The 23,731-nt window shown below is 61.1% G+C and carries 23 protein-coding genes; 7 read left to right on the plus strand and 16 right to left on the minus strand.

The window, feature by feature from the left end; translation table 11 throughout:
* Window positions 1–44 precede the first annotated feature (44 nt).
* The 7 genes from FZ934_RS11255 (at window position 45) to FZ934_RS11285 (ending at window position 9,832) form a co-directional block, all read left to right on the plus strand.
* The gene (locus FZ934_RS11255) at window positions 45–875 is read left to right on the plus strand and encodes an ABC transporter ATP-binding protein (protein WP_194273701.1); all 831 of its coding nucleotides are present in this window, start codon (window positions 45–47) and stop codon (window positions 873–875) included.
* A 206-nt stretch (window positions 876–1,081) separates the two neighbouring features.
* A complete protein-coding gene (locus FZ934_RS11260; RefSeq protein WP_153271139.1) occupies window positions 1,082–1,966 on the plus strand; it encodes an ABC transporter permease in 885 nt (294 codons plus the stop codon).
* Window positions 1,963–3,090, plus strand: a complete 1,128-nt coding sequence (locus FZ934_RS11265) for an ABC transporter permease (RefSeq protein ID WP_153271140.1) — start codon at window positions 1,963–1,965, stop codon at window positions 3,088–3,090. Before FZ934_RS11260 ends, FZ934_RS11265 begins: the two co-directional genes overlap by 4 nt.
* A gap of 56 nt (window positions 3,091–3,146) precedes the next feature.
* Entirely contained in the window at window positions 3,147–4,118 is a 972-nt protein-coding gene (locus FZ934_RS11270) for an ABC transporter substrate-binding protein (protein WP_153271141.1), read from the plus strand.
* Between the two features lie 400 nt (window positions 4,119–4,518).
* Window positions 4,519–5,709: an efflux RND transporter periplasmic adaptor subunit gene (locus FZ934_RS11275; protein ID WP_153271142.1), complete on the plus strand. Its 1,191-nt coding sequence runs from the start codon at window positions 4,519–4,521 to the stop codon at window positions 5,707–5,709.
* A gap of 10 nt (window positions 5,710–5,719) precedes the next feature.
* Entirely contained in the window at window positions 5,720–9,013 is a 3,294-nt protein-coding gene (locus tag FZ934_RS11280) for an efflux RND transporter permease subunit (RefSeq protein ID WP_153271143.1), read from the plus strand.
* 135 nt (window positions 9,014–9,148) lie between these two features.
* On the plus strand, window positions 9,149–9,832 hold the full coding sequence (locus FZ934_RS11285; RefSeq protein WP_153271144.1) for a Crp/Fnr family transcriptional regulator: 684 nt from the start codon (window positions 9,149–9,151) through the stop codon (window positions 9,830–9,832).
* Window positions 9,833–9,840: 8 nt separating this feature from the next.
* Here the strand turns inward: FZ934_RS11285 and ureG are convergent, their stop codons facing one another.
* The 16 genes from ureG to urtA form a co-directional block, all read right to left on the minus strand.
* Complete coding sequence (gene ureG, locus FZ934_RS11290) at window positions 9,841–10,452, minus strand: urease accessory protein UreG (protein WP_113360522.1); 612 nt, start codon at window positions 10,450–10,452, stop codon at window positions 9,841–9,843.
* An 82-nt stretch (window positions 10,453–10,534) separates the two neighbouring features.
* Window positions 10,535–11,206 carry an urease accessory protein UreF gene (locus tag FZ934_RS11295; RefSeq protein ID WP_153272431.1) on the minus strand — a complete coding sequence of 224 codons (672 nt, stop codon included), beginning with the start codon at window positions 11,204–11,206 and terminating at the stop codon, window positions 10,535–10,537.
* A gap of 1 nt (window position 11,207) precedes the next feature.
* Entirely contained in the window at window positions 11,208–11,693 is a 486-nt protein-coding gene (gene ureE, locus FZ934_RS11300) for an urease accessory protein UreE (RefSeq protein ID WP_153271145.1), read from the minus strand.
* An 80-nt stretch (window positions 11,694–11,773) separates the two neighbouring features.
* On the minus strand, window positions 11,774–12,613 hold the full coding sequence (locus tag FZ934_RS11305) for a GGDEF domain-containing protein (RefSeq protein WP_153271146.1): 840 nt from the start codon (window positions 12,611–12,613) through the stop codon (window positions 11,774–11,776).
* Window positions 12,614–12,954: 341 nt separating this feature from the next.
* A complete protein-coding gene (gene ureC, locus FZ934_RS11310) occupies window positions 12,955–14,667 on the minus strand; it encodes an urease subunit alpha (protein WP_153271147.1) in 1,713 nt (570 codons plus the stop codon).
* A gap of 3 nt (window positions 14,668–14,670) precedes the next feature.
* Window positions 14,671–15,294: a Urease operon accessory protein gene (locus FZ934_RS11315; RefSeq protein ID WP_153272432.1), complete on the minus strand. Its 624-nt coding sequence runs from the start codon at window positions 15,292–15,294 to the stop codon at window positions 14,671–14,673.
* A 16-nt stretch (window positions 15,295–15,310) separates the two neighbouring features.
* Complete coding sequence (locus FZ934_RS11320) at window positions 15,311–15,721, minus strand: lysozyme inhibitor LprI family protein (protein WP_153271148.1); 411 nt, start codon at window positions 15,719–15,721, stop codon at window positions 15,311–15,313.
* 18 nt (window positions 15,722–15,739) lie between these two features.
* On the minus strand, window positions 15,740–16,045 hold the full coding sequence (locus FZ934_RS11325) for an urease subunit beta (protein WP_056812021.1): 306 nt from the start codon (window positions 16,043–16,045) through the stop codon (window positions 15,740–15,742).
* Between the two features lie 10 nt (window positions 16,046–16,055).
* Complete coding sequence (locus FZ934_RS11330; RefSeq protein WP_153271149.1) at window positions 16,056–16,310, minus strand: DUF1272 domain-containing protein; 255 nt, start codon at window positions 16,308–16,310, stop codon at window positions 16,056–16,058.
* Between the two features lie 7 nt (window positions 16,311–16,317).
* Entirely contained in the window at window positions 16,318–16,620 is a 303-nt protein-coding gene (locus FZ934_RS11335) for an urease subunit gamma (RefSeq protein ID WP_003561955.1), read from the minus strand.
* Window positions 16,621–16,640: 20 nt separating this feature from the next.
* Entirely contained in the window at window positions 16,641–17,462 is an 822-nt protein-coding gene (locus FZ934_RS11340) for an urease accessory protein UreD (RefSeq protein ID WP_153271150.1), read from the minus strand.
* A 180-nt stretch (window positions 17,463–17,642) separates the two neighbouring features.
* Window positions 17,643–18,338 (minus strand): urea ABC transporter ATP-binding subunit UrtE, encoded by a 696-nt coding sequence (urtE, locus tag FZ934_RS11345; protein ID WP_153271151.1) that lies wholly within the window; start codon window positions 18,336–18,338, stop codon window positions 17,643–17,645.
* A 208-nt stretch (window positions 18,339–18,546) separates the two neighbouring features.
* Window positions 18,547–19,302, minus strand: coding sequence for an urea ABC transporter ATP-binding protein UrtD (urtD, locus tag FZ934_RS11350; protein WP_153271152.1), 756 nt, complete (start codon window positions 19,300–19,302; stop codon window positions 18,547–18,549).
* Between the two features lie 6 nt (window positions 19,303–19,308).
* On the minus strand, window positions 19,309–20,472 hold the full coding sequence (urtC, locus tag FZ934_RS11355; RefSeq protein ID WP_153271153.1) for an urea ABC transporter permease subunit UrtC: 1,164 nt from the start codon (window positions 20,470–20,472) through the stop codon (window positions 19,309–19,311).
* Window positions 20,469–22,088, minus strand: coding sequence for an urea ABC transporter permease subunit UrtB (gene urtB, locus FZ934_RS11360; protein ID WP_153271154.1), 1,620 nt, complete (start codon window positions 22,086–22,088; stop codon window positions 20,469–20,471). Before urtB ends, urtC begins: the two co-directional genes overlap by 4 nt.
* Window positions 22,089–22,281: 193 nt before the next feature.
* Entirely contained in the window at window positions 22,282–23,574 is a 1,293-nt protein-coding gene (urtA, locus tag FZ934_RS11365; RefSeq protein ID WP_113360496.1) for an urea ABC transporter substrate-binding protein, read from the minus strand.
* Window positions 23,575–23,731 lie beyond the last annotated feature (157 nt).

Genomic DNA, 23,731 nt, shown 5'->3' on the forward strand with positions numbered 1-23,731 from the left:
CCATGGACCTTGCCGGAACAATGAAAACAGCTACTCATACTATCATGCAAAGCGCAGAAGCGCGGGGAAAACAGGATACACAAGCATTGACGCAAGCTGCCTCCGTCGTATCCGCAAAGGACCTCTGTCTGACCTATGATGCCAGCGATGCTCCCGTGCACGCGCTGACAAACGTCAATCTCGACGTTCGCAAGGGTGACTTCGTCTCCTTCATCGGGCCATCGGGCTGCGGGAAGACGACCTTCCTGCGTGTGATCGCCGATCTCGAAAAGAAAACATCGGGCGAAATCACCGTCAACGGCATGACGCCGGAGGAAGCCCGCAAGGCCCGCGCCTACGGCTATGTCTTCCAGGCGCCGGCTCTTTACCCGTGGCGCACGATCGAGAAGAACATCGCCCTGCCGCTCGAGATCATGGGCTACGCATCGGCCGACCAGAAGAAACGCATTGCCGGCGCGCTCGATCTCGTGAATCTCTCCGGTTTCGAGAAGAAATTCCCCTGGCAGCTATCCGGCGGCATGCAGCAGCGCGCCTCGATCGCCCGCGCGCTGGCTTTCGATGCCGATCTGCTGTTGATGGACGAGCCCTTCGGTGCGCTCGACGAAATCGTCCGCGACCATCTGAACGAGGAGCTTCTGAAGCTCTGGGCGCGCACCAACAAGACGATCTGCTTCGTCACCCACTCGATCCCCGAGGCGGTCTACCTTTCCACGAAGATCGTGGTCATGTCCCCTCGCCCCGGTCGCGTGACCGATATCATCGATTCAACGCTGCCACGCGAACGCCCGCTCGACATTCGCGAGACGCCCGAATTCCTCGAAATCGCCCATCGCGTGCGCGACGGCCTGAGAGCGGGGCATAGCTATGAGCATTGAGGCTTTGGAGTTCATGGCCACCCCCCTCTGTCCTGCCGGACATCTCCCCCTCAAGGGGGAGATCGACTCGCGGCGGACTTTTCGCCAAACAACGAGCGTCGAGTGAGCGGGTGCCCCCATCCGATCTCCCCCCTTGAGGGGGAGATGTCCGGCAGGACAGAGGGGGGTATCCCACGGCACAACCCCTCCACCCCGAGGCATGCCGTATGACGTCCGACACCCTTAGAGACAAGATCATACCGGTCGCCACCATCCTCGCGGTCCTCATCGCAGTCTGGTACGTCGCGGCAGTCCTGATGAACGCCTCCTTCCAGCGCGATATGGATCAGCGGGCAAACCAGACGCCCGGTACCATGGAATTCATTGAAAACACGCTCTCACAGCCGAAGCCATTGCTGCCTGCGCCGCATCAGGTGGTGCAGAACGTCTTCGAGAACACATTCCTGCGGAAGCTCTCGAGCAATCGCAGCCTCGTCTACCACAGCTGGGTGACGCTCTCCTCGACGCTGCTCGGTTTCGGCTTCGGCACGCTGCTCGGCATCGTGATCGCCGTCGGTATCGTTCATATCAAGGCGCTGGACCGCAGCCTGATGCCATGGGTCATCGCTTCGCAGACGATACCGATCCTGGCGATCGCGCCGATGGTGATCGTCGTTCTCGGCGCCATCAACATCACCGGCCTGATCCCGAAGGCGCTGATCTCGACCTACCTCTCCTTCTTCCCGGTCACGGTGGGCATGGTGAAGGGACTGCGCTCGCCCGAGGTCATGTTCCTCGACCTGATGCGAACCTATAACGCGACCTCAGCGCAAACCTTCTGGAAGCTGCGCGTTCCAGCCTCCGTGCCGTTTCTTTTCACCTCGATGAAGGTTGCGATCGCAGCAAGCCTCGTCGGTGCCATCGTCGGCGAGCTCCCGACCGGCGCTGTCGCCGGTATCGGCTCGAAGCTGCTCGCCGGCTCCTATTACAGCCAGACAATCGACATCTGGGCTGCCCTCATTGCGGGCTCGGTGCTTGCCGCAAGCCTTGTCGCCATCGTCGGCCTCATCGCCAAGATCGTGGATCGCTCGATGGGCGGGAGACCGGCATGAAGAAGATGTCTTTCTCCTGGCAAGGCGTTCTTGCCCTCGTGCTGACCGCGATCGCAATCATCACCTTGCCGCTCATGGCCGAAGGCGCGCCGGACCCCGTGTCACCACTCACGGTGGGTCTGACGATCACCCTGATCGTCGCCCTTGCCTTTATTTCCTTCGCGCCATTGCCAAAGCCGTACGTTGCCGCCGTATTGCTGGTCGGCGCGCATTGGGCGGCATGGGTGCTGCTCGCTGACGTGACCGGAAACGAAGGTCTGGCCACCAGATCCTTCTTCCTGCTGATAGCAGCCTGCTGGCTGCTTGCATGGCGCTGCGTCACCGAGCTTTCGGCAATGACGCCAGGTTCCAGTTTCGGCCGGTCGTTCCTACGGCTGCTGATCCCGGCAATCTTTGGTGCCTGGATCCTGATCATCTGGGAAGCGCTGACGCGCGGCGCCGGCATTCCTTTCGTTCTGCTGCCACCGCCGAGCGCCATCGGCGCCAGGATCGCCGGCTCGCTGCCAATCCTGGCAGACGACGTACGCCAGACGATCTTCAAGGCAGTTTTCGCTGGTTACATCATCGGCTGCGGTGCAGGCTTTGCCGTCGCCATTCTTGCCGATCGTGTCGCCTTCCTGCGTCGCGGATTGCTGCCGATCGGCAACATGGTGTCGGCGCTGCCGATCATCGGTGTCGCGCCGATCATGGTGATGTGGTTCGGCTTCGACTGGCAGTCAAAGGCGGCGGTCGTTACCATCATGACCTTCTTCCCGATGCTGGTGAACACTGTCGCCGGCCTCGCCGCATCCGGCCCGATGGAACGCGACCTGATGCAGACCTACGCGTCCAACTACTGGCAGACGCTGCTGAAGCTTCGGCTTCCTGCAGCGATGCCCTTCATTTTCAATGCATTGAAGATCAACTCGACGCTGGCGCTGATCGGTGCCATCGTCGCGGAGTTCTTTGGTACGCCGATCGTCGGCATGGGCTTCCGCATCTCCACGGAGATCGGCCGCATGAATGTCGACATGGTCTGGGCCGAAATCGCCGTTGCGGCGCTCGTCGGCTCGATCTTCTACGGCGTCGTCGCCCTTGCAGAACGGGCGGTGACTTTCTGGCATCCGTCTATCCGTGGTGGCTAGGCGTCGCTTTCTTCCCGCGAATGGGATTGGGGCATAACTTCAGAGGGAACAAGAAAATGAAAAAACTGATTGTTGCGATGATGGCGAGCGGGATGTCGCTCGCGGCAGCCCATGCAATGGCTGCCGACAAGGTGACGCTGCAGCTCAAGTGGGTGACGCAGTCGCAGTTCGCCGGCTACTACGTCGCCAAGGAAAAGGGCTACTACGACGAGGAGGGCCTCGATGTCACGATCAAGCCGGGCGGCCCTGACATCGCACCGGAACAGGTGATCGCCGGCGGTGGCGCCGATGTCATCGTCGACTGGATGGGTGGTGCCTTGGTTGCGCGCGAGAAGGGCGTTCCGCTCGTCAATATCGCCCAGCCCTTCCAGAAATCAGGCATGGAACTGATTTGTCGCAAGGATGGACCGATCAAGACCGAAGCCGACTTCAAGGGCCATACGCTGGGCGTCTGGTTCTTCGGCAACGAATACCCGTTCTTCGCCTGGATGAACAAGCTCGGCCTGAAGACAGAAGGTGGCGCCGATGGCGTGACCGTGCTGAAGCAGAGCTTCGACGTGCAGCCGCTCCTGCAGAAGCAGGCCGACTGCATCTCCGTCATGACCTATAACGAGTACTGGCAGGCGATCGATGCCGGCTTCAAGCCGGAAGAACTGACTGTATTCAACTACACCGCCATGGGCAACGATCTTCTCGAAGACGGCCTCTACGCCTCTGAAGACAAGCTCAAGGACCCGGCTTTCAAGGAAAAGATGGCCAAGTTCGTCAAGGCTTCGATGAAGGGCTGGAAGTACGCCGTCGAGAATCCGGACGATGCTGCCGAGATCGTCGTTGATGCCGGTGGCCAGGACGAAAACCACCAGAAGCGCATGATGGGCGAAGTTGCCAAGCTGATCGGCGACGGATCGGGCAAGCTCGACACGACGCTCTACGACCGCACCGCCAAGGCGCTGCTCGATCAGAAGATCATCACCAAGGAGCCGGCAGGCGCCTGGACGCACGACATTACAGACGCTGCTTCCAAGTAATAGTGGGAACATGAAATGCGGGAGCGCGCGGTTTCGACCGCGCGCTTTTGCTTTTCTGCAAATAATCGGCCCGCAGGTGTCGCATGCTGTCGATCTCGTTCGTCATACGAATGACGGGATCATAATCAACGATCGGAATGCTTGCATAACCGCATGGTGATTGATCCGGTGCAACTCGGTAATTATTGTGCTTTAGAAAGGAATTATTTTCCGCTGGACTTGCGCGTCGGACAAAACAATACCACGTATTTGTCCAATTTTGCCGGATGAGGGACTTCTGAAGTAAGAGTCGGCAAAAGAGGCGGGAAATACCTCTGGGACTGCAAAATTCGGTACGGGCATTCGCGAGCTGAGACAACGCGCGATTTTGGCCGGCCTTGGCAAAATTGGACGAAGACGCATGGCACACACGCCGCTTGACATTCTACGCGCCTCCACCCTCGTCATCGCTGCATTCGCGGCATCGACGGCATTTGCCCAGGAGGCAGCCGTCTCGAAACCGCAGCAGAACTTGCCGGCGATCGTCGTCACCAAGGCCGCGACCCGCACGCTGGTTGATCGCGTCGTCGCCACCGGCACCGTAAAACCCGTCGAAGAGATCTATCTGCAGCCACAGGTCGAAGGCCTGTCGATCCGCGCGCTCGCCGCGGATGTTGGCGACCACGTACGCTCCGGCAGCGTCCTTGCGACGCTCAACGACGATGCGATCATACTTGAAAAGAGCCAACTGCAGGCAACGAGAGCCAAGAATGAGGCCAGCCAGGCGCAGTTGCGCGCGCAGCTGATCGAAGCGCAGGCCAATGCCGAACAGGCTCGCCAGCAGCAGGCCCGCGCCCAGGAAATGGGCAAGAAGGGAACCGTTTCGACGGCGACTGTCGAGCAGGCGGATGCTGCCGCGGCCTCCGCCAACGCACGCGTATCCTCGGCGGAGCAAGCCATCCAGGTGGCTGTGGCCGATATCAAGGTCACCGACAGCCAAATTGCCGATGCCAACCTCAAGCTCGCGCGCACCGACGTCAAGACGCCGGTTGACGGCACGGTTTCCGCCAAGAACGCCAAGGTCGGCGCGATTGCATCCGGAACCGGCGAGCCCCTCTTCACCATCATCCGCGACGACAAGATCGAGCTGGTGGCCGAAGTTAACGAGAGCGATATCGTCAAGATCGAGCCCGGCCAGAAGGCGACGCTTTCGCTTTCCGGCAGCCGCGACAAGATCAGCGGCTCGGTTCGCCTCGTATCCCCGACCGTCGATCCCGTCACGCGCCTCGGCCTCGTTCATATCCTAATCGACGACAGCAGCAAGGCCCGCTCCGGCATGTACGGCAGCGCCGATATCGTCGTGCGCACCACTGAAAACGTGTCCCTGCCGCTTTCTGCAGTCCTCACCAGCACCGACGGCTCTTCCGCCCGCAAGGTCGAGGACAATGTCGTGAAATTCGCGAAGGTCGAGACGGGCATTCAGGATGGCGCCTATATCGAGATCACCAACGGGCTGAAGGACGGCGAGGAAGTCGTTGCCAAGGCGGGCGCCTATGTCCGCGACGGCGACCATATCACGCCGGTTCGCGAACAGCCTGCGGCTTCCAACTAAGGGACGACCGATGAACTTTTCAGCCTGGTCAATCCGAAATCCCGTCGCGCCGCTTCTGGCCTTCGCACTTCTGCTTTTCGTGGGCATTCAGGCCTTCAACAAGCTGCCGATCACCCGCTTTCCGAATATCGACGTTCCGCTCGTTTCGGTCGTCGTGACGCAGAGCGGCGCCTCCCCTGCCGAACTCGAAATGCAGGTGACGAAGGAAATCGAAGATGCTGTCGCCAGCATCAACGGTATCGATGAAATCCAATCGACGGTAACCGACGGCCAGTCGCAGACGGTCGTCATGTTCCGCATGGAAGTGCCGACCGAACAGGCGGTGCAGGACACCAAGGACGCCATCGACCGTATCCGCGGCGATCTGCCGGCGAACGTCGACGTTCCGATCGTCTCCAAGATCGACGTCGAAGGCCAGGCAATCCAGACCTTTGCCGTGTCCTCGCCCGACATGTCGCTGGAAGAGCTCTCCTGGTTCGTGGACGATACCGTCAAGCGCTCGCTTCAGGGCCAGGCCGGCATCGGCCGCGTCGACCGCTACGGCGGCGCCGAGCGCGAAGTGCGCATCGAACTCAATCCCGACAAGCTCAACGCCTATGGCATCACCGCCGCCAGCGTGAACCAGCAGCTGCGCGGCACCAACGTCGACCTCGGCTCCGGCCGCGGCCAGGTGGCCGGCAACGAGCAGGCGATCCGTGTTCTCGGTGACGCCCGCAACGTAGCAGAGCTTGCCAATACGACGATCGCGCTCCCCAACGGCCGCTTCGTCAAGGTTTCCGATCTCGGCGCCATCAAGGACACCTACGAAGAGCCGAAGTCCTTCTCGCGCTTCAATGCCGCCCCGGTCGTCACCTTCGGCGTCTTCCGCGCCAAGGGCGCTAGCGAAGTCAGCGTTGCCGAAACGGTCTCGAAGAGCCTCGCAACCGTCCGGGCAGAAAACCCGAACGTCAACATCGAGCTCATCGACGATTCCGTCTATTTCACATACGGCAACTATGAAGCCGCCATGCACACGCTGCTTGAAGGCGCGCTGCTGGCGATCGTCGTCGTCTTCCTGTTCCTGCGCAATTGGCGCGCCACCCTTATTTCCGCAGTCGCCCTCCCCCTTTCCGCGATCCCGACATTCTGGATCATGGATCTGATGGGCTTCTCGCTGAACCTCGTCAGCTTCCTTGCTCTGACGCTGGCGACAGGTATCCTCGTCGACGATGCGATCGTTGAAATCGAGAACATTGCCCGTCATATCAAGATGGGCAAGACGCCCTATCGCGCCGCGATCGAGGCTGCCGACGAAATCGGCCTCGCCGTCATCGCGACGACCTTCACGATCATCGCGGTCTTCGTGCCGGTGTCGTTCATGCCGGGTATCCCCGGCCAGTACTTCATCCAGTTCGGATTGACCGTCGCCTTCTCCGTCTTCTTCTCGTTGATGGTGGCCCGTCTCATCACGCCGATGATGGCCGCCTATCTGATGCGTGCCGAAGACGGCATGGAGGACCACCACGACAATGACGGCTGGTTCTTCGGTGGCTACACCCGCCTTGTGAAGGCAACGACCAGCCGCTGGTGGACACGCTACGCGACGCTGATCGCGGCAATCGCTTTCCTCATCGGCTCGATGGCGCTGCTGGCGCAGGTTCCCGGGAGCTTCCTGCCGCCGGAAGATGCATCCCGCATCGTTCTGTCAGTCGAACTGCCGCCGAACGCGACGCTCGACGACACGGAGGCAACGACCGACGAGGTCTACAGGAACGTCAAGGACATCAACGGCGTTGAAAGCGTCTTCGTGCTGGGCGGTGCCTCGCCGAAGGGTGATCTCGAACTGCGCCGCGCGACCGTCACGCTCGCCCTGCAGAAGCTTGACCAGTCGCTGGTGAAAAAGCTCGTCAATGACGTACTGGGCTCGATCCCGGTCATCGGCCCGCATCTGCCGAAGGTTGAGCTTCATGGCCGCGTGCGCCCGCAGTGGGATATCGAAAAGGAAGTCTTCGCCAAGCTCCGCCATATCCCCGACGTCCGCATCCTGAAGCTTAACGACCGTGGTGAACGCGACCTGTCGTTCAACTTCCTCTCGAAGAACGAGAAGGATCTGAGCGACGCGGTTGGTATTCTTGAATCGAAACTGCGTGCAGATCCCGCACTGGCCAACGTCAGTGCCGATGGCGCCCTGCCCCGTCCGGAATTGCAGGTCCGCCCGCGCAAGGATCAGGCCGCTCGCCTCGGCATCACGCCGCAGCAGATCTCCGAGACGATCCGCGTTGCGACGATTGGTGATATCGATGCGTCGCTGGCCAAGATCAACCTCGACGACCGCCAGATCCCGATCCGGGTTCAAGCCTCCGTCGACATGCGCCGGGACCTTGCGGCTCTCAGGGCTCTGAAGATCCAGACCGCAAGCGGCGGCACCGTTCCCCTGTCGACGGTCGCCGACATCGACTATTCGGAAGGTGTAAGCTCGATCAAGCGTAACAACCGCAACCGCGTTGTTGCGATCGGATCAGACCTGCCGCAGGGCGTCGCGCTCGATACCGCCTCTGCCCGCTTCCGGGCAATCGTGGCCGATGCCAAGATTCCGTCGACGGTCCACCTCGTCGAAAGCGGCGACACCAAGGTGCAGAAGGAAATGCAGCAGAGCTTCGTCAACGCCATGTTGATGGGCCTGATGCTGGTGCTGACGGTGCTGATCCTGCTCTTCAAGGACGTGATCCAGCCCTTCACCATTCTGTTCTCGTTGCCGCTGGCAATCGGCGGCGTCGCGGTTGGCCTGCTGGTCACCAACAATCCGCTGTCGATGCCTGTTCTGATCGGCATCCTGATGCTGATGGGTATCGTCACGAAGAACGCGATCCTGCTCGTGGACTTCGCAATCGAGATGCGCCATCGCGGCATGGCACGGGTCGAAGCCATGGTGGAGGCCGGCCGCAAGCGCGCCCGCCCGATCATCATGACCTCGATCGCCATGTCGGCTGGCATGCTGCCTTCGGCAATGGGCGTCGGCGAAGGCGGCTCGTTCCGCGCACCGATGGCCATCGCGGTCATTGGCGGCATCATCGTCTCGACGGTGCTGTCGCTCGTGGTCGTCCCCTCCTTCTTCCTGATCATGGACGATCTGTCCCGCCTGCTCGGCTGGATGTTCGGCCGCCTCGTCGGCAAGAAGGATCAGGAGGAATTGGCGCTGTCTCGTGAAGAGCTGACCGACGCGGTCAACACGCTCGGCGAGCGCATCGATGCGATCGAGAAACCTGAAAAGCACGGCAAGTCGGGCGGCAATGTCGTCCGCCTGCCGCCCTTTGCTGCAGAGTAGCGTTTAAGCCGGGGCATCGCCCCGGCTTTTCTCTTCCTTCGAGAAATTGATCCATATCAAGCTGTAAATTCTCGTCTTCGGCTAGTCTGAGGTTGCAGGCGGAGTTCGCCTGTATGACCATCAACGGAGAAAGAGATGACTACGGCCTTGAAACTGAGCAACGCGCAGAAAGCGACGCTTGGCAAAGCCCTGATCGTGTCGAGCCTGAGCCGGAACGAACGGGAGGCACTGCTTGCGTGCGCGACGGCCGTCCGTTGCCAACCCCAGGACATCCTCTTCCATGACGGTGACACGGCGGACTACTTCTACAGCGTGCTGAGCGGCTATGTCCGCCTTTACCGGCCCGGAAGCGATGGCCGTGAAGCGGATATCCGCATCTGCGAGCCCGGCGACAGTTTCGGCGAATGTCTCATTCTGGACGGCTGTGACTACAATTACAGCGCCCAGGTGATGGAACCCGCGATTCTCGCGCGGTTCAATCTTGAGAAAGTTCGCGAACTGCTGGAAGATCAGCCGCGCATCGGCATCGCCATCGTGCGCAGTCTGTCGCAACACTTGCTGTCGACAATGGACTGCCTCGCCAGCGACCGGATGCAGACGGCGCCGCAGCGCGTCGCAAGCTATCTGCTGACGCACTGCACGCCGAATGGCGGTACTGCGTCCTTGCGGCTTCCGTTCCAGAAGAGCCTGCTGGCTCGCAAGCTTGGCCTCGCGCCCGAGGCGCTATCACGCGCCTTCTCAGCGCTGAGGACCGCCGGCGTCACCGTCAGCGGACGCTCGATCGCAATCAGCAACATGGACATGCTGCAGCAGATCTAGCGCGGCGGTCAGAGACCGCCATGCTCTTTCAGGAAACTGACGATCGAACCGATGCCATCGCCCCGCTTCATATCGGAGAAGACAAAGGGGCGATCCTGGCGCATGCGCGTCGCGTCGCGGTCCATCACCTCGAGATCGGCACCGACGTGGGGCGCAAGGTCCTTCTTATTGATGACGAGCAGGTCCGACTTGGTGATACCAGGGCCACCCTTGCGCGGGATTTCTTCGCCCTGGCAGACGGAGATCACATAGATGGTGATATCGGCAAGATCCGGAGAGAAGGTCGCCGCTAGGTTATCGCCGCCGGATTCGATGAAGACCACGTCAAGGTCGGGGATGCGCTCGCTGAGGCCAGCAATGGCCTGCAGGTTGATCGTCGCATCCTCGCGGATTGCCGTATGCGGGCAACCGCCCGTCTCGACGCCGACGATCCGCTCGGATGGAAGCGCCTGCATCCGCATAAGCGCTTCGGCATCCTCGGTCGTGTAGATGTCGTTGGTAACAACGGCGACCGAGTAGTCGTCGCGCATCGCCTTGCAAAGCTTCTCGGTCAGCGCCGTCTTGCCGGAGCCGACAGGGCCGCCGATACCGACCCGCAAAGGTCCATTTCCTGATTTCATGCTGAAAACTCCAATCGGGATCGATGATAGCGCGGCGTCCGCGGAGCGACCACCTGCAAATGACGTATGGCCAAGGCCGATGTCACGACCGGAAGAGTCGCGTCTGCTGCGTCTCATGGCGCAGCGACATGATATCGGCCTGAATGGTCGCTGAGCCCAGGTCGTCGAGCGAAGCGACGGCTCCACGCGCGGCAAGTGCTGCGATATCAGCCTCGAGCCCCGCAAGTACCGCCACGCCATCCTTCTGCCCGGCAACGCCGAGGCGTATCCCCGCCGACACAGCCTGCGAGAGATAGGCATGCACGAAGGCAGCGATCACCTGTTCAAGGGAGACACCATGCGCGCCGGCCACCGCTCCGACCGCGATCGGATAGACCACGCTGCGCGGCAAACGATCGAAAACAGGATCCGGCCAGGCACGCGCGGACGTCAGGAACGCATCTCCCAGCAACGTCGTCTCCTGGTAGCGTTCGCGAGAGCCGGCAAGCGCCTCGCCCAGTTCGCAGACCGATCCCAGCGCTTCGGCATCGGCGTAAGCGCGATGCGCCGCTGCCAGCAATACGATGTCGTTCCAAACAGTCCCACGCGCAATAAGCGTCGAGACCCAGTCCCTGAGCGAGGCAACGTCGCGAACAAGACCATCTTCCACCGCGCGCTCCAGCCCGCCCGAATAGGCGAAGGAGCCGACGGGAAAGGCGGGCGAAAGCCATGCCATAAGACGCAGCAGGGCCTGAAGATCAGTATTCTCGGTCATCTCAGTCGTGGGAATGATGGTGATGGCCATGATCGTGGCCGTGCGAATGGCTGCCATGGGAATGATAGGCGCCACGGACGGGCTGGAACGGTTCCGTCACTTCGTTGACCGTAGCTCCGAGCCCTTCCAGCATCGAACGGATCACATGATCGCGAAGGATCAGGATACGGTCGTCCTCGATCTGTGCGCCGAGGTGCCGATTGCCGAGATGCCAGGCGAGTTCGATGAGATGCAGCCGATCCTTCGGCTTGATCTCGAAAAGCTTTTCATCGGCCGCGACGATCTCGATCAGTTCGCCGTCCTCGAGCACAAGCATGTCGCCATTCGCAAAAAGCACCGGCTCCTTCAAGTCGAGCATGACCATATCGCCATTGTCGAGATGCAGGAGTTTCCTGCGCAAATGCCTCAGATCATGTGGCAGAACGACCTTGCCTGTTGGGTTCGAGGAAGGCGTGCCGGCGGGAAGATAGGAGGTAACGCGCTGCATGACATGTCCATTTTCATTGAGACTGTGACCATGCAAAATACCCCCTTGCGATGCAAGCGGCAAAGTGCGGAAGCGCCTGACTATCCTGCGTTCTTTGCCGTAGGATAATCGGGTTCAGGGGCCGCCTTTTCGGCCAGATGCCGAAAGCGGCTCTGCAATCCATCCTCCTCGTGAACCACGCGGTTGCGCCCAAGCGCCTTGGCGAGATAAAGCGCCTTGTCGGCGGAGGAATAGACGGCCTCCTTGCTGCGACCGGGCGCGAATTCAGCGATGCCGGCGGAGACAGTAATGCCGATCGAGCAGCCCTCGGCGCACACGGGATGTTCCGCAAGTTCGGCGCAGACCAGGCGGACCCGGGCAATACGCTCGTCTCGCTTGCTGCCGGCCACGATGACGCCGAACTCCTCGCCCCCGAGACGGGCCGCGACCGAGCTGCCGCCGAAAGAAGTGGCGAGCGTGGCGGAAACCGCAACGATAACGGCATCGCCGCATGCATGGCCGAAACGATCGTTGATCGCCTTGAACCGATCGACGTCGAAGATCGCGAGACACGCCCCCTCGTCAGCGCAGCTCAGCGCCTCCGTGAAAGCCCGCCGATTGAGGAGCCCTGACAGCATATCCGTCCGGCTGAGCCGTTCGAATTCTGCCCGCGAAACGCTGAGCTGATGCATGGCGTGTCCGGCCAGAAGCGCGAGGCTGCCGGAAACCAGACCGCCGATCAGCCAGGAAAACACGACACCGTAAAGCAGGGCGTGCGCGAGCGGAATCGGCAACAGCCCCAGCCAGCCGACAACCGGCAGAACAAGAACGATGACGGCCGACGACAGCGTCACCGCGAGAAAGCTCATCTTGAGAGCGAACGTGTAAATCGTGCCGCGATTCTGAAAATCGCCAAGCTCTGCCTGGAGAGAAATTTTCATCCGAATCGACCTTTTTGCCCAGCGCCAAGCACATTGGATAGAGGCCAATTCCTGCCGGGTTCTTAAGTGAATTGTTAAGATTCGAATGAATTTGGTAAATTGAAAGGGCGTAGGGAAATGCCCAAAAACGCTACGATTTCAGGGTTGAATCAAAGAAAAAACTGAAAAAACCAACACATTGATTTTCATTCCGATTTCCGTGGGCCGTCGATGGGCATGTATCATAGCGGACGTTCCGCCTCATTGTGGCGCACTCGACGGGCAGGCAAACAAACGGTGGAAATCGGACTTAATATTTCAGGTGAGAAGACCGGCGCAAACGCACCGGTCTTCGATCGCGTTCAGAACAGGAAATAGCGCTGTGTCATCGGCAGTACCGTCGCCGGTTCGCACGTCAGCAACTCGCCGTCGGCGCGCACCTCGTAGGTCTCCGGATCGACCTCGATGTGAGGCGTCAGGTTGTTGTGGACCATCGACGCCTTGGAGATGCCGCCACGCGTGTTCCTGACCGCAAGCAGATCCTTGGCGACACCAAGCTTGCCCTTCAGGCCGGCATCGAGCGAGGCCTGGCTGACGAAGGTCACGGAGCTGTTCGTCAGGCTCTTGCCGTAAGAGGCGAACATCGGACGGTAGTGCACCGGCTGCGGCGTCGGGATCGACGCGTTCGGGTCGCCCATGGGCGCTGCCGCGATCGAACCGCCAAGCAACACCATGTCGGGCTTCACGCCAAAGAAGGCCGGGTTCCAGATCACGAGGTCGGCGCGCTTGCCGACTTCGATCGAGCCGATTTCGTGGCTGAGGCCGTGGGCGATCGCCGGATTGATCGTGTACTTGGCGATATAGCGGCGAACACGGAAGTTGTCATTCTCGCCGGTCTCTTCCTTAAGCCGGCCACGCTGGCGCTTCATCTTGTCGGCTGTCTGCCAGGTGCGGATCGCAACCTCGCCGACACGGCCCATCGCCTGGCTGTCGGAGGAAATGATCGAGAAGGCGCCGATGTCGTGCAGAATGTCTTCCGCCGCGATCGTCTCCTTGCGGATACGGCTTTCCGCGAACGCAATGTCTTCGGGGATCGACGGCGACAGGTGATGGCAGACCATCAGCATGTCGAGATGCTCGGCGATCGTGTTGACCGTATAGGGCCGCGTCGGATTGGTGGACGACGGAATGACGTTCGACTGGCCGCAGATCTTGATGATATCGGGCGCGTGGCCGCCGCCGGCTCCTTCCGTGTGGAAGGCGTGGATCGTGCGCCCCTTAAGCGCGCCGATCGTGTCTTCCACGAAGCCGCTTTCGTTCAGCGTATCTGTGTGGATCATCACCTGCACATCATACTCATCGGCAACGGTCAGGCAGCAATCGATCGCGCCCGGCGTCGTGCCCCAGTCCTCGTGCAGCTTCAGCGACGTGGCACCCGCAAGGACCATTTCCTCGAGCGCGCCCGGCAGTGAGGCATTGCCCTTGCCGGCGAAGGCAAGGTTCATCGGAAACGCATCTGCTGCCTCGATCATGCGGGCGATGTGCCAGGGGCCGGGCGTGCAGGTCGTTGCCAGCGTGCCATGCGCCGGCCCCGTGCCGCCGCCGAGCATGCAGGTCAGACCGCTCATCAGTGCTTCCTCGATCTGCTGCGGGCAGATGAAGTGGATGTGGCTGTCCATGCCGCCGGCCGTGACGATCTTGCCCTCGCCAGCAATTGCCTCGGTGCCCGGGCCGACGATGATGTTGACGCCCGGCTGCGTGTCCGGATTGCCCGCCTTGCCGATCGCCGCGATGCGCCCGCTCTTCAGGCCGATATCCGCCTTGTAGATGCCGGAGTGGTCGATCACGACCGCATTGGTGATGACGGTATCGACGGCACCGTTGGCGCGCGTTACCTGGCTCTGCCCCATGCCGTCGCGGATCACCTTGCCGCCACCGAACTTCACCTCTTCGCCGTAGGTCGTGAAGTCCTTCTCGATCTCGATGAAGAGCTCCGTATCGGCAAGGCGTACCTTGTCACCGGTGGTCGGGCCGAACATGCCGGCATAGGCGGCGCGGGAAATCTTGTAAGGCATATGTCAGGCTCCTTGGGAGGAAGAAACGGATGCGTTCGCCGGCAGCCGCGTAACGCGGCCCTCGGCGACATAAAGATCGACAAGCTGCCGCTCGGCAGCGAAGGGATGCCATTCCCACCCCGCATGGCCGAAGCCCGCAAGATCGATGGCCGCCTCGGGAAATCTGTTCATCACTTCAGCAATAACGATCATGCCGCTGCTCGGCACGACGTAGGGCGCCGGGTGATAGGCAGCGAGTGCAGCGTCCACGGCCTCATGAATCGCTTTGTCAACGACCACATGCGTCTTGCCAGCATCCGCACAGAACGCATTGAATTGACTCGTGTAGTCGTCGCAGAAATCGTCGAGTTCGGGATGCGATACGGCGAGCGGCGCTTTCAGCTCGGCAAACTTCCGGGGATCGCGCACGCTCCAAATCGCCGCAGCTTCACGCACGCCTGGATGCTCGCGCCACGCCTGCGACGCGACCATCGCCTTGCCCGGCCGGCCGGTATTGCAGACCGCGACGACATCGGTGCGGCCCGGGCTTGCCTCATAGGACCGGCATTCGTTAAAGCGGATAACGAAAGAGGCATCCGCCACAGCGGCCGCCGCTTTCGCGCCGATCTCTCCGTTGCCGACGATCATGATCCTGTCAGTCACGTCAGTTGCCCATCGTCTCTGCGAGTTCCTTGAGCTGCTTGGTGCGCTCGTCCGTCAGCTCCGCAATGCAGCCGGCAACGAGCATCGGTTCCATCGTGCCGCCGCGCGCCTGGAAGCCGGCCGCCTCGCACTCCGCATCGCGAAAATTCACCCAGGCGCGTTGCGCCTTCACCAGCGCCTCTTCGGCGCCGCGCATGTCGCCCTCGAGGTCCTTGTCGACCGCAGCAAGCGCCGCGCGGGTGATCTTGTATTGCACGTTCAATGCCTTGTCGGCGGTTTCCTGACGCTCCTGCTCGCAAGCTGTCATGTCGGTCTGCGTGACCGGATTATTGCAATCCACATCTTCCGCCCTGGCGCCGAAGGCGATGAACGTGCCGATACCGGCCACCAGGAGATACAAGCTCGTGCGCATCGTTTCCTCCCCGATCCCTCAGAGCTTGCCCATGACGAGCTGGCGGAAGCCATAGACCTCGCGCTTGCCGGAAAGCGGAATGAGGGTCACCGAACGCGTCTGGCCTGGCTCGAAGCGGACGGCTGTTCCAGCCGGGATGTCGAGCCGCATGCCCTGCGCCTTGTCCCGGTCGAACGACAGACCGGCGTTCGTTTCCGCGAAATGATAGTGGCTGCCGACCTGCACCGGGCGATCGCCGGTGTTCGAGACGTCGAGCGTTATCGTCGGCGCGCCGACGTTCAGCTCGATGTCGCCGCTTGCGGCAATGATTTCTCCTGGGATCATGATCTTCTCCTCACGCGGCCTTGATGGGCGCGCAGCCCTCGGCCTTCAGAACACGCTTTGTCGACGCGGGGTATTTGGTAAGCTTGGCAGCCGGACGCACAGGGCGGCGCACGAGTTCGCCGCCGCAGTTCGGGCAGACGCCGCCGAGGACATCCGCGACACAATCGGCGCAGAACGTGCACTCGAAGGTGCAGATCATCGCTTCTGAACTGTCAGGCGGCAAATCCTTGTCGCAGCATTCGCAATTGGGGCGCAGCTCCAGCATCGGGACCTCAGCGGATCGGCTCGTGGACGGTCACAAGCTTTGTGCCGTCAGGGAAAGTCGCTTCGACCTGCACGTCGTGGATCATCTCGGCGATGCCCTCCATCACCTGGTCACGACCGATGACATGGGCTCCCGCCTCCATCAGCTCCGCCACCGGACGCCCATCACGAGCGCCTTCGACGACGAAATCGGAAATCAGCGCGATCGCCTCCGGATAGTTGAGCTTGACGCCCCGCTCCAGCCGCCGCCGCGCGACCATCGCCGCCATCGAAATCAACAGCTTGTCTTTTTCTCTCGGTGTGAGGTTCATCGTGCATCCATCTGCTTGAACTAGAGATTCCAGACTTTCGGTACCGGCGCTCCATTGCGCAAGGTCGAAATGATCGGGATGAGAATTTTTCTGAGCGCAAAACCATCGGAGGCCGAAAGACGCACGACGAGCTTGCCGGCCCAGCTGCTGGCGCCGCCCATATGCCCCTCGAGCAACGGTCGTACCGCGCCAAGGTAGGCTTCAGCCCGCGGCCCGACATAGAGCAGCGTCGCAAAAGCAACCTTGCCGCCGAGTACGGCATCAACACCGGCAAGCGATGCGACATTGCCCTCAAGCTGCAGATCCTCGGCATGGCAGAGCCTGCCAGCCTTGCGGATGCGCCAGCGGTCGCGAAAGAGGCCGGTATCCACCACCTCCCCCATCGCCTTGCGGCCAAGCAGGATGGCCTCGACCGCCAGGAATTCGGCATCGTCATCGAGATCGACGTCGAGCCGACGAAACAGTGACGAACGATCGAAGAGAATGGTTTCCTGCGGCAGCCAGTCCACCCGCGCGCCTGCGCCGACGGTAATGCTGGTGGTGACCTCGGCCGTTCCAGCCGATGCCTTGTAGATCTTCTCACAGGCCTGCGTGGTTACGTCGATGCGGGCACCGGGCGCCGCCGCGACGCTCCAGTTCATCCGGTCGCCGCCGGTGAGCCCGCCTGCCGTATTGATGATGACGGCCTCCATGGAGGAATCGAACGTATCCGGAAGCCGGATCTTGGCCGCTCCCTCCTGATAGAGCTCTTGCAGGCGCGTGCGCCCGTCGAGCGTCTTCGCAGCCAGATGCCCGCGCCCCTCGGCTCTCTGCGGTCTCGTGGCTGCCGCCGCGTTCGTCATTCCGTCCCTTCCCAATGCACCGCCGGTTGGTTCCGGCCGTTTTCATTGAAGTCACTAACTTGCAGAAAGCAAGCAATTCCCGTGCCGTGCGGAGACGCTATCGGCTATCGGACCCGCGCCAACGAGCCCGCTCGGAAACTGCCGAGAAAAACAGCATCTGCCCAAGAGATAGCCGCCGGATCAGACGGTCAGATGACGACGCGCTTCCGGCGTATCCAGCGTTTCCGCAAGACCCTCGTGCACGATTTCGCCGCGATCCATGATGTAGACGTAGTCCGCAAGTTCGCGGCAGAAATCGAGGTACTGCTCGACCAGCAGGATTGCCATCCCGGTACTGTCGCGCAGATACCGGATTGCTCGGCCGATATCCTTGATGATCGACGGCTGGATGCCTTCGGTCGGCTCGTCGAGCACGAGGATCTTCGGTCGCGTCACCATTGCCCGACCGATCGCCAGCTGCTGCTGTTGTCCGCCGGAAAGGTCGCCGCCGCGACGTCCAAGCATGGTCTGCAGCACAGGAAACAGGCTGAAGATATCATCGGGAATATTCTTGCTACCGCGTGAGAGTGGCGCAAAGCCGGTCTCGAGATTTTCCTTGACCGTCAGCAAGGGAAAGATCTCGCGCCCCTGCGGCACATAGCCGATGCCCTGCTTGGCGCGTGCATAGGGCGGCAGGCCGTTGAGCCTGGTGTCGTTGAACGTCACCGTTCCCCCCGACAAGGGATGCTGGCCGGTAACGGCGCGGAGAAGGGAACTCTTGCCCACGCCGTTACGCCCCAGCACGCAAGTGATCTTGCCCATTTCCGCCTTGATGGAAATGCCGCGCAGCGCCTGTGCCGCGCCATAGTGAAGGTTTGCATTTTCGACTGTCAGCATAGGGCAACTCCGTTCATGTTTGCGGAGGCGTTACCCCCTCTGCCCTACCGGGCATCTCCCCCTCACGGGGGGAGATCGACTCGTGGTCAGACCTAGGCCAGACAATTAAAGTTGGAGCGGGCGGGTGCGCCCAGCCGATCTCCCCCCTTGAGGGGGAGATGTCCGGCAGGACAGAGGGGGGTATCATGAACTCGACGCCGCCCATCCCTCACCGCCCCAGATAGTTCTCGATCACCTTCGGATCGGAGCTCACGAAATCGATAGATCCCTCGGCCAGCACCGAACCTTCGGCAAGGCAGGTCACCTTGACTCCGAGATCGCGGATGAAGCCCATGTCGTGCTCGACGACGACCACCGAGCGGGTCTTGGCGATCTCCTTGAGCAGGATCGCCGTTTCCGCGGTTTCCGCGTCCGTCATACCGGCGACCGGCTCATCGACCAGCAGCAGCTTCGGCTCCTGTGCCAGAAGCATGCCGATCTCCAGCCACTGCTTCTGGCCATGCGAGAGGTTGGCCGCGAGTTCGTCGCGCCGATGCGTCAGCCGCACCGTCTCAAGGATTTCCTCGATGCGCCCCCTGTCTTCCGTGGAGAGCCGGTAGAACAGCGTCGAGAAGACATCGCGCTTGCGGTTCAAGGCGAGTTCGAGGTTGTCCCAGACCGTATGGCTTTCGAAAACCGTCGGCTTCTGAAACTTGCGGCCGATCCCGAGCTGCGCGATGTCGGCTTCGTCGAGCTTGGTGAGATCGGTCTGCCCGTTGAAGAACACTTCGCCTTCATCCGGTCGCGTCTTGCCGGTGATGATGTCCATCATCGTCGTCTTGCCCGCGCCGTTGGGGCCGATGATGGCTCGAAGTTCGCCGGGCTCGATGACGATCGAGAGCGAGTTCAACGCCTTGAAGCCGTCGAAGGAAACCGAGACGTTGTTGAGATAGAGAACGCTGTTTGGTTTGACGTCAGGGATCATGATCGCTCACTCCGCCGGCTGGATTTTTGCATCGACGCCCTCTTCCTGAAGGGCGGGCGGCGGCGCCTCCGTCTTCGGCTTGCGGCGCGTGAAATACTGGCCGATGGTCCCGACGATCCCCTTCGGCAGGAACAGCGTGACGAGGACGAACAGACCGCCGAGCGCGAACAGCCAGAATTCTGGGAAGAGACCCGTGAATATCGTCTTGCCGCCGTTGACCAGAATGGCGCCGATGATCGGCCCGATCAGCGTCGAGCGTCCGCCAACCGCCGTCCAGATGACCACTTCGATGGAGTTGGCCGGCGCAAATTCGCCTGGGTTGATGATGCCGACCTGCGGCACGTAGAGCGCCCCGGCAATGCCCGCCATCATCGCGGAGACCACGAAGGTGAAGAGCTTGAAATGTTCGACACGATAGCCGAGGAAGCGCGTGCGGCTTTCCGCATCACGCACGCCAACCAGCACCTTGCCGAACTTCGAGCGGACGATAGCGGAGGCAATCATGAGCGACAGGGCAAGGAAGATGGCGGTCGCGGCAAACAGCGCAGCACGTGTGCCATCCGCCTGCACGCTGAAGCCGAGGATTTCCTTGAAGTCGGTCATGCCGTTGTTGCCGCCGAAGCCCATGTCGTTACGGAAGAAGGCGAGCAGCAGCGCGTAGGTCATCGCCTGCGTGATGATCGAGAGGTAGACGCCGTTGACGCGTGAGCGGAAGGCGAACCAGCCGAACACGAAGGCCAGTAGTCCCGGCACCAAAAGAACCATCAGCGCCGCGAACCAGAACTTGTCAAAGCCGTACCAGAACCACGGCAGTTCCTTCCAGTTCAGGAACACCATGAAGTCAGGCAGGATCGGGTCGCCATAAACGCCGCGCGAGCCGATCTGGCGCATCAGATACATGCCCATCGCATAGCCGCCGAGCGCGAAGAAGGCGCCGTGGCCGAGCGAGAGAATGCCGCAGAAGCCCCAGACAAGATCAAGCGCCAGCGCCAGCAGCGCATAGGTCAGATACTTACCGAACAGCGCCATGATGTAGGTCGGGATATGCAGCGGGTTGGTCGGCGCAGTCATCAGGTTGAGCACCGGCACCAGCACGGCGACGGCAAGCAGAATGACGATCGCAGCAATGATCTTGCGGTCGAGAGACCGGAGCAGGAAGGCCGTAATCATGCTTCCACCGCCCTTCCTTTGAGTGCGAAGAGCCCACGCGGACGCTTCTGGATGAAGAGAATGATGAGAACCAGCACCAGGATCTTGCCGAGCACGGCGCCGGCGAAAGGCTCGAGGAACTTGTTGAGCACGCCAAGCGACAGCGCGCCGACGAGCGTGCCCCAGAGATTGCCGACCCCACCGAAGACCACGACCATGAAGCTGTCGATGATGTAGCTCTGGCCAAGGTTCGGCGACACGTTGTCGATCTGGCTGAGCGCGACGCCCGCGATACCGGCAATGCCGGAGCCGAGCGCGAAGGTGAATGCATCGACCCAGCCGGTGCGGATACCCATTGACGAGGCCATGCGGCGGTTCTGCGTGACCGCGCGCATCTGCAGACCGAAGGCGGAGCGCTTCAGGAGAACGAGCAGCGCGAAGAATACGGCCATCGAGAAGACGATGATCCAGAGGCGGTTCCAGGTGATCGAGAGCCCGCCCAGCTCGAACGCCCCGGACATCCAGCTCGGATTGCGCACCTCACGGTTCGTCGGTCCGAAGATCGTGCGAACCGCCTGCTGCAGGATCAGCGACACACCCCAGGTGGCAAGCAGCGTTTCCAGCGGCCGGCCATAGAGATAGCGGATGACGACGCGCTCGATGACAAGACCGACAAAGCCGGTGAAGACGAAGGCCACCGGCACGGAGAAAGCCAGCGAGTAGTTTCCAAGTTCAGGAAATGCGGAGCTGATGTACTCCTGCACGACGTAGGTCGTGTAAGCGCCGATCATCACCATTTCGCCATGCGCCATGTTGATGACGCCCATGACGCCGAAGGTGATGGCAAGGCCGATCGCGGCGAGCAGCAGCACCGAGCCGAGCGACAGCCCGTACCAGACGTTCTGCCCGACATCCCAAATCGCCAGGCTGCGGTTGATCGCGTTGATATGGGTCTGGATCGCCCCCCTCAGCTCCTCAGGCGCTGTCGCCATCGCCGAATTCAGGATGGTCAGCGCATCGCGTCCGCCGCGCGCAGCGACCGTATCGATCGCGGCCTTCTTCTCTTCGGCGCTGACATCGCTCTTCAGCACCATGACGGCGCGCGCCGCTTCCATCGCATTCTTGACCTCGGCGTCCTTCTCCTCGGCCAGCGCCGAAGTGAGCAAATCGAGATTTGCCGGATCGGCGTCCTTGAGCAGTCCTTGGGCTGCAGCAAGCCGCGCGCCACGATCCGGGCTCAGGAGCGTCAGCTGGCTCGTGACGGTGGCAATCACCGTGCGCAGCGAATTGTTGATCTTGACCTTGGACATGTAGTCGGGATCGACGTCGGAAACGACCTCGCCGGAAATCGGGTCGGCATAGGTCGGCTCGTCCTCGGTGCCGCCCTGCACCAGCACCGGACCGCCGGTCTCAGAATTCACGTAAAGCTGGCCGTCGCTCAGCAGCTTGAGGATCTCGCCGACACGCGGATCCTTGGAGGCGACCAGTGCCTTGATCGCGGCTTCGCGCTCAGGGAAATCGCCGACGCCAAGCGCATCGATAAGCGGGTGAATATCTTCCTGCGCTTTGAGCACGGTCGCAAAAGCCGGCATGGCCAGGCATAAGGTCAAAAGCAAAATCTTGATGGCGCGATACATCGGCTTTCTTGCCTCGGTTATCGTTGGCCTTCCGGCGCAATCGAGAAAAATAAGCCCTTAAGTCGGCATCGATCCGATGTGGAACCGGCGCCGTCCGAAGCATCAAGGCTGCGCTCCGGAGATGGACCTTCCGCCCGGACAGGAGAGACCGGGCGGAAGTCTTCAGGCGTCAGAGTGACGGGGTGATCAGCACTCAGGAGCCCTTGCCGCCGCACTTGCCCGTGGCAACATTGAAGTTGCCGCAGTTCATGGGCTTGCGCCAATCGGAGATGAGGTCCTTGGAGTCCGGCAGGAAATCGGACCATTCGTCGCCGACAACTGCCGGGGTCTGCTGGACGATTTCGAACTGGCCGTTCGCCTGGATTTCACCGATCAGAACCGGCTTGGTGATGTGGTGGTTCGGCATGACGGTGGCATAGCCGCCCGACAAGTTCGGAACCGTGGTCCCGATGATCGTGTCGAGAACCTTGTCCGTGTCGGTCGTGCCGGCAGCCTGGACAGCCTTAACCCAGGCGTTGAAGCCGATATAGGCAGCTTCCATCGGGTCGTTGGTCACGCGCTTGTCGTTCTTGGTGAAGTCGTGCCACTGCTTGATGAACTTCTTGTTGGCCGGGCTTTCGACCGACTCGAAGTAGTTCCAGGCAGCGAGGTGACCGACGAGCGGCTTGGTGTCGAGACCGGCAAGCTCTTCTTCGCCGACCGAGAAGGCGACGACCGGGATGTCGGTTGCCTTGATGCCCTGGTTGCCGAGTTCCTTGTAGAAAGGAACGTTCGCGTCACCGTTGATGGTGGAGACCACGGCAGTCTTCTTGCCGGCAGCGCCGAATTCCTTGATCTTCTTCACTTCCGTCTGCCAGTCGGAGAAGCCGAACGGCGTGTAGTTGATGACGATGTCTTCCTTCGGAATGCCCTTGGACTCGAGATAGGCTTCCAGGATCTTGTTCGTCGTGCGCGGATAGACATAGTCGGTGCCTTCGAGAACGAAGCGCTTAACGCCTTCCTTCTCCATCAGGTAGTCGACAGCCGGGATGGCCTGCTGGTTCGGAGCGGCACCCGTGTAGAAGATGTTGCGCGAGGACTCTTCGCCTTCATACTGAACCGGGTAGAAGAGGATGGAGTTAAGTTCTTCGAAAACCGGCAGAACCGACTTGCGCGAGGACGACGTCCAGCAACCGAAGACAGCCGCGACCTTGTCCTTTTCGATCAGCTCGCGTGCCTTTTCGGCAAACAGCGGCCAATCCGATGCCGGGTCGACGACCACGGCTTCGAGCTTCTTGCCGAGAAGGCCACCCTTCTTGTTCTGCTCATCGATGAGCATCAGCATGGCGTCTTTCAGCGTCGTTTCGGAGATCGCCATCGTGCCGGACAGCGAATGCAGAACGCCGACCTTGATGGTGTCGTCAGCCGCAACGGCTCCGTGGAATGCGGCCGTGGCCGACATGACGGCGCCGAGTGCGGCGCCCGTGATATAGGACTTGAGATTCATCTGGTTGATCCCCTCTTCTTGTTAGACAACAGGCCGAAAACGGAAGTTAACTGTTGCTTAAGGGACTATCCGGTGCTGCACTGCGAAAGCGTATACGTGATATGACGTAGGTGACGGGGCGAAATGTGCAGTTTTGCGTTGCACCGCACTCTTAAGC

Origin of the sequence: Rhizobium grahamii (assembly GCF_009498215.1) — a bacterium.
In the GTDB taxonomy this organism is placed as follows: domain Bacteria; phylum Pseudomonadota; class Alphaproteobacteria; order Rhizobiales; family Rhizobiaceae; genus Rhizobium; species Rhizobium grahamii_A.

Coding starts and splice junctions, on each gene's coding strand:
- FZ934_RS11255 (WP_194273701.1), top strand. CDS start 45: ATGCAAAGCGCAGAAGCGCGGGGAAAACAGGATACACAAGCATTGACG.
- urtA (WP_113360496.1), bottom strand. CDS start 23,574: ATGAATCTCAAGTCCTATATCACGGGCGCCGCACTCGGCGCCGTCATG.
- urtD (WP_153271152.1), bottom strand. CDS start 19,302: ATGATCCCTGACGTCAAACCAAACAGCGTTCTCTATCTCAACAACGTC.
- FZ934_RS11285 (WP_153271144.1), top strand. CDS start 9,149: ATGACTACGGCCTTGAAACTGAGCAACGCGCAGAAAGCGACGCTTGGC.
- FZ934_RS11260 (WP_153271139.1), top strand. CDS start 1,082: ATGACGTCCGACACCCTTAGAGACAAGATCATACCGGTCGCCACCATC.
- ureC (WP_153271147.1), bottom strand. CDS start 14,667: ATGCCTTACAAGATTTCCCGCGCCGCCTATGCCGGCATGTTCGGCCCG.
- urtC (WP_153271153.1), bottom strand. CDS start 20,472: ATGATTACGGCCTTCCTGCTCCGGTCTCTCGACCGCAAGATCATTGCT.
- urtB (WP_153271154.1), bottom strand. CDS start 22,088: ATGTATCGCGCCATCAAGATTTTGCTTTTGACCTTATGCCTGGCCATG.
- FZ934_RS11305 (WP_153271146.1), bottom strand. CDS start 12,613: ATGAAAATTTCTCTCCAGGCAGAGCTTGGCGATTTTCAGAATCGCGGC.
- FZ934_RS11280 (WP_153271143.1), top strand. CDS start 5,720: ATGAACTTTTCAGCCTGGTCAATCCGAAATCCCGTCGCGCCGCTTCTG.
- FZ934_RS11335 (WP_003561955.1), bottom strand. CDS start 16,620: ATGAACCTCACACCGAGAGAAAAAGACAAGCTGTTGATTTCGATGGCG.
- ureG (WP_113360522.1), bottom strand. CDS start 10,452: ATGAAATCAGGAAATGGACCTTTGCGGGTCGGTATCGGCGGCCCTGTC.
- FZ934_RS11320 (WP_153271148.1), bottom strand. CDS start 15,721: ATGCGCACGAGCTTGTATCTCCTGGTGGCCGGTATCGGCACGTTCATC.
- FZ934_RS11315 (WP_153272432.1), bottom strand. CDS start 15,294: ATGATCGTCGGCAACGGAGAGATCGGCGCGAAAGCGGCGGCCGCTGTG.
- FZ934_RS11330 (WP_153271149.1), bottom strand. CDS start 16,310: ATGCTGGAGCTGCGCCCCAATTGCGAATGCTGCGACAAGGATTTGCCG.
- FZ934_RS11265 (WP_153271140.1), top strand. CDS start 1,963: ATGAAGAAGATGTCTTTCTCCTGGCAAGGCGTTCTTGCCCTCGTGCTG.
- FZ934_RS11325 (WP_056812021.1), bottom strand. CDS start 16,045: ATGATCCCAGGAGAAATCATTGCCGCAAGCGGCGACATCGAGCTGAAC.
- FZ934_RS11275 (WP_153271142.1), top strand. CDS start 4,519: ATGGCACACACGCCGCTTGACATTCTACGCGCCTCCACCCTCGTCATC.
- FZ934_RS11295 (WP_153272431.1), bottom strand. CDS start 11,206: ATGACCGAGAATACTGATCTTCAGGCCCTGCTGCGTCTTATGGCATGG.
- FZ934_RS11340 (WP_153271150.1), bottom strand. CDS start 17,462: ATGACGAACGCGGCGGCAGCCACGAGACCGCAGAGAGCCGAGGGGCGC.
- urtE (WP_153271151.1), bottom strand. CDS start 18,338: ATGCTGACAGTCGAAAATGCAAACCTTCACTATGGCGCGGCACAGGCG.
- ureE (WP_153271145.1), bottom strand. CDS start 11,693: ATGCAGCGCGTTACCTCCTATCTTCCCGCCGGCACGCCTTCCTCGAAC.
- FZ934_RS11270 (WP_153271141.1), top strand. CDS start 3,147: ATGAAAAAACTGATTGTTGCGATGATGGCGAGCGGGATGTCGCTCGCG.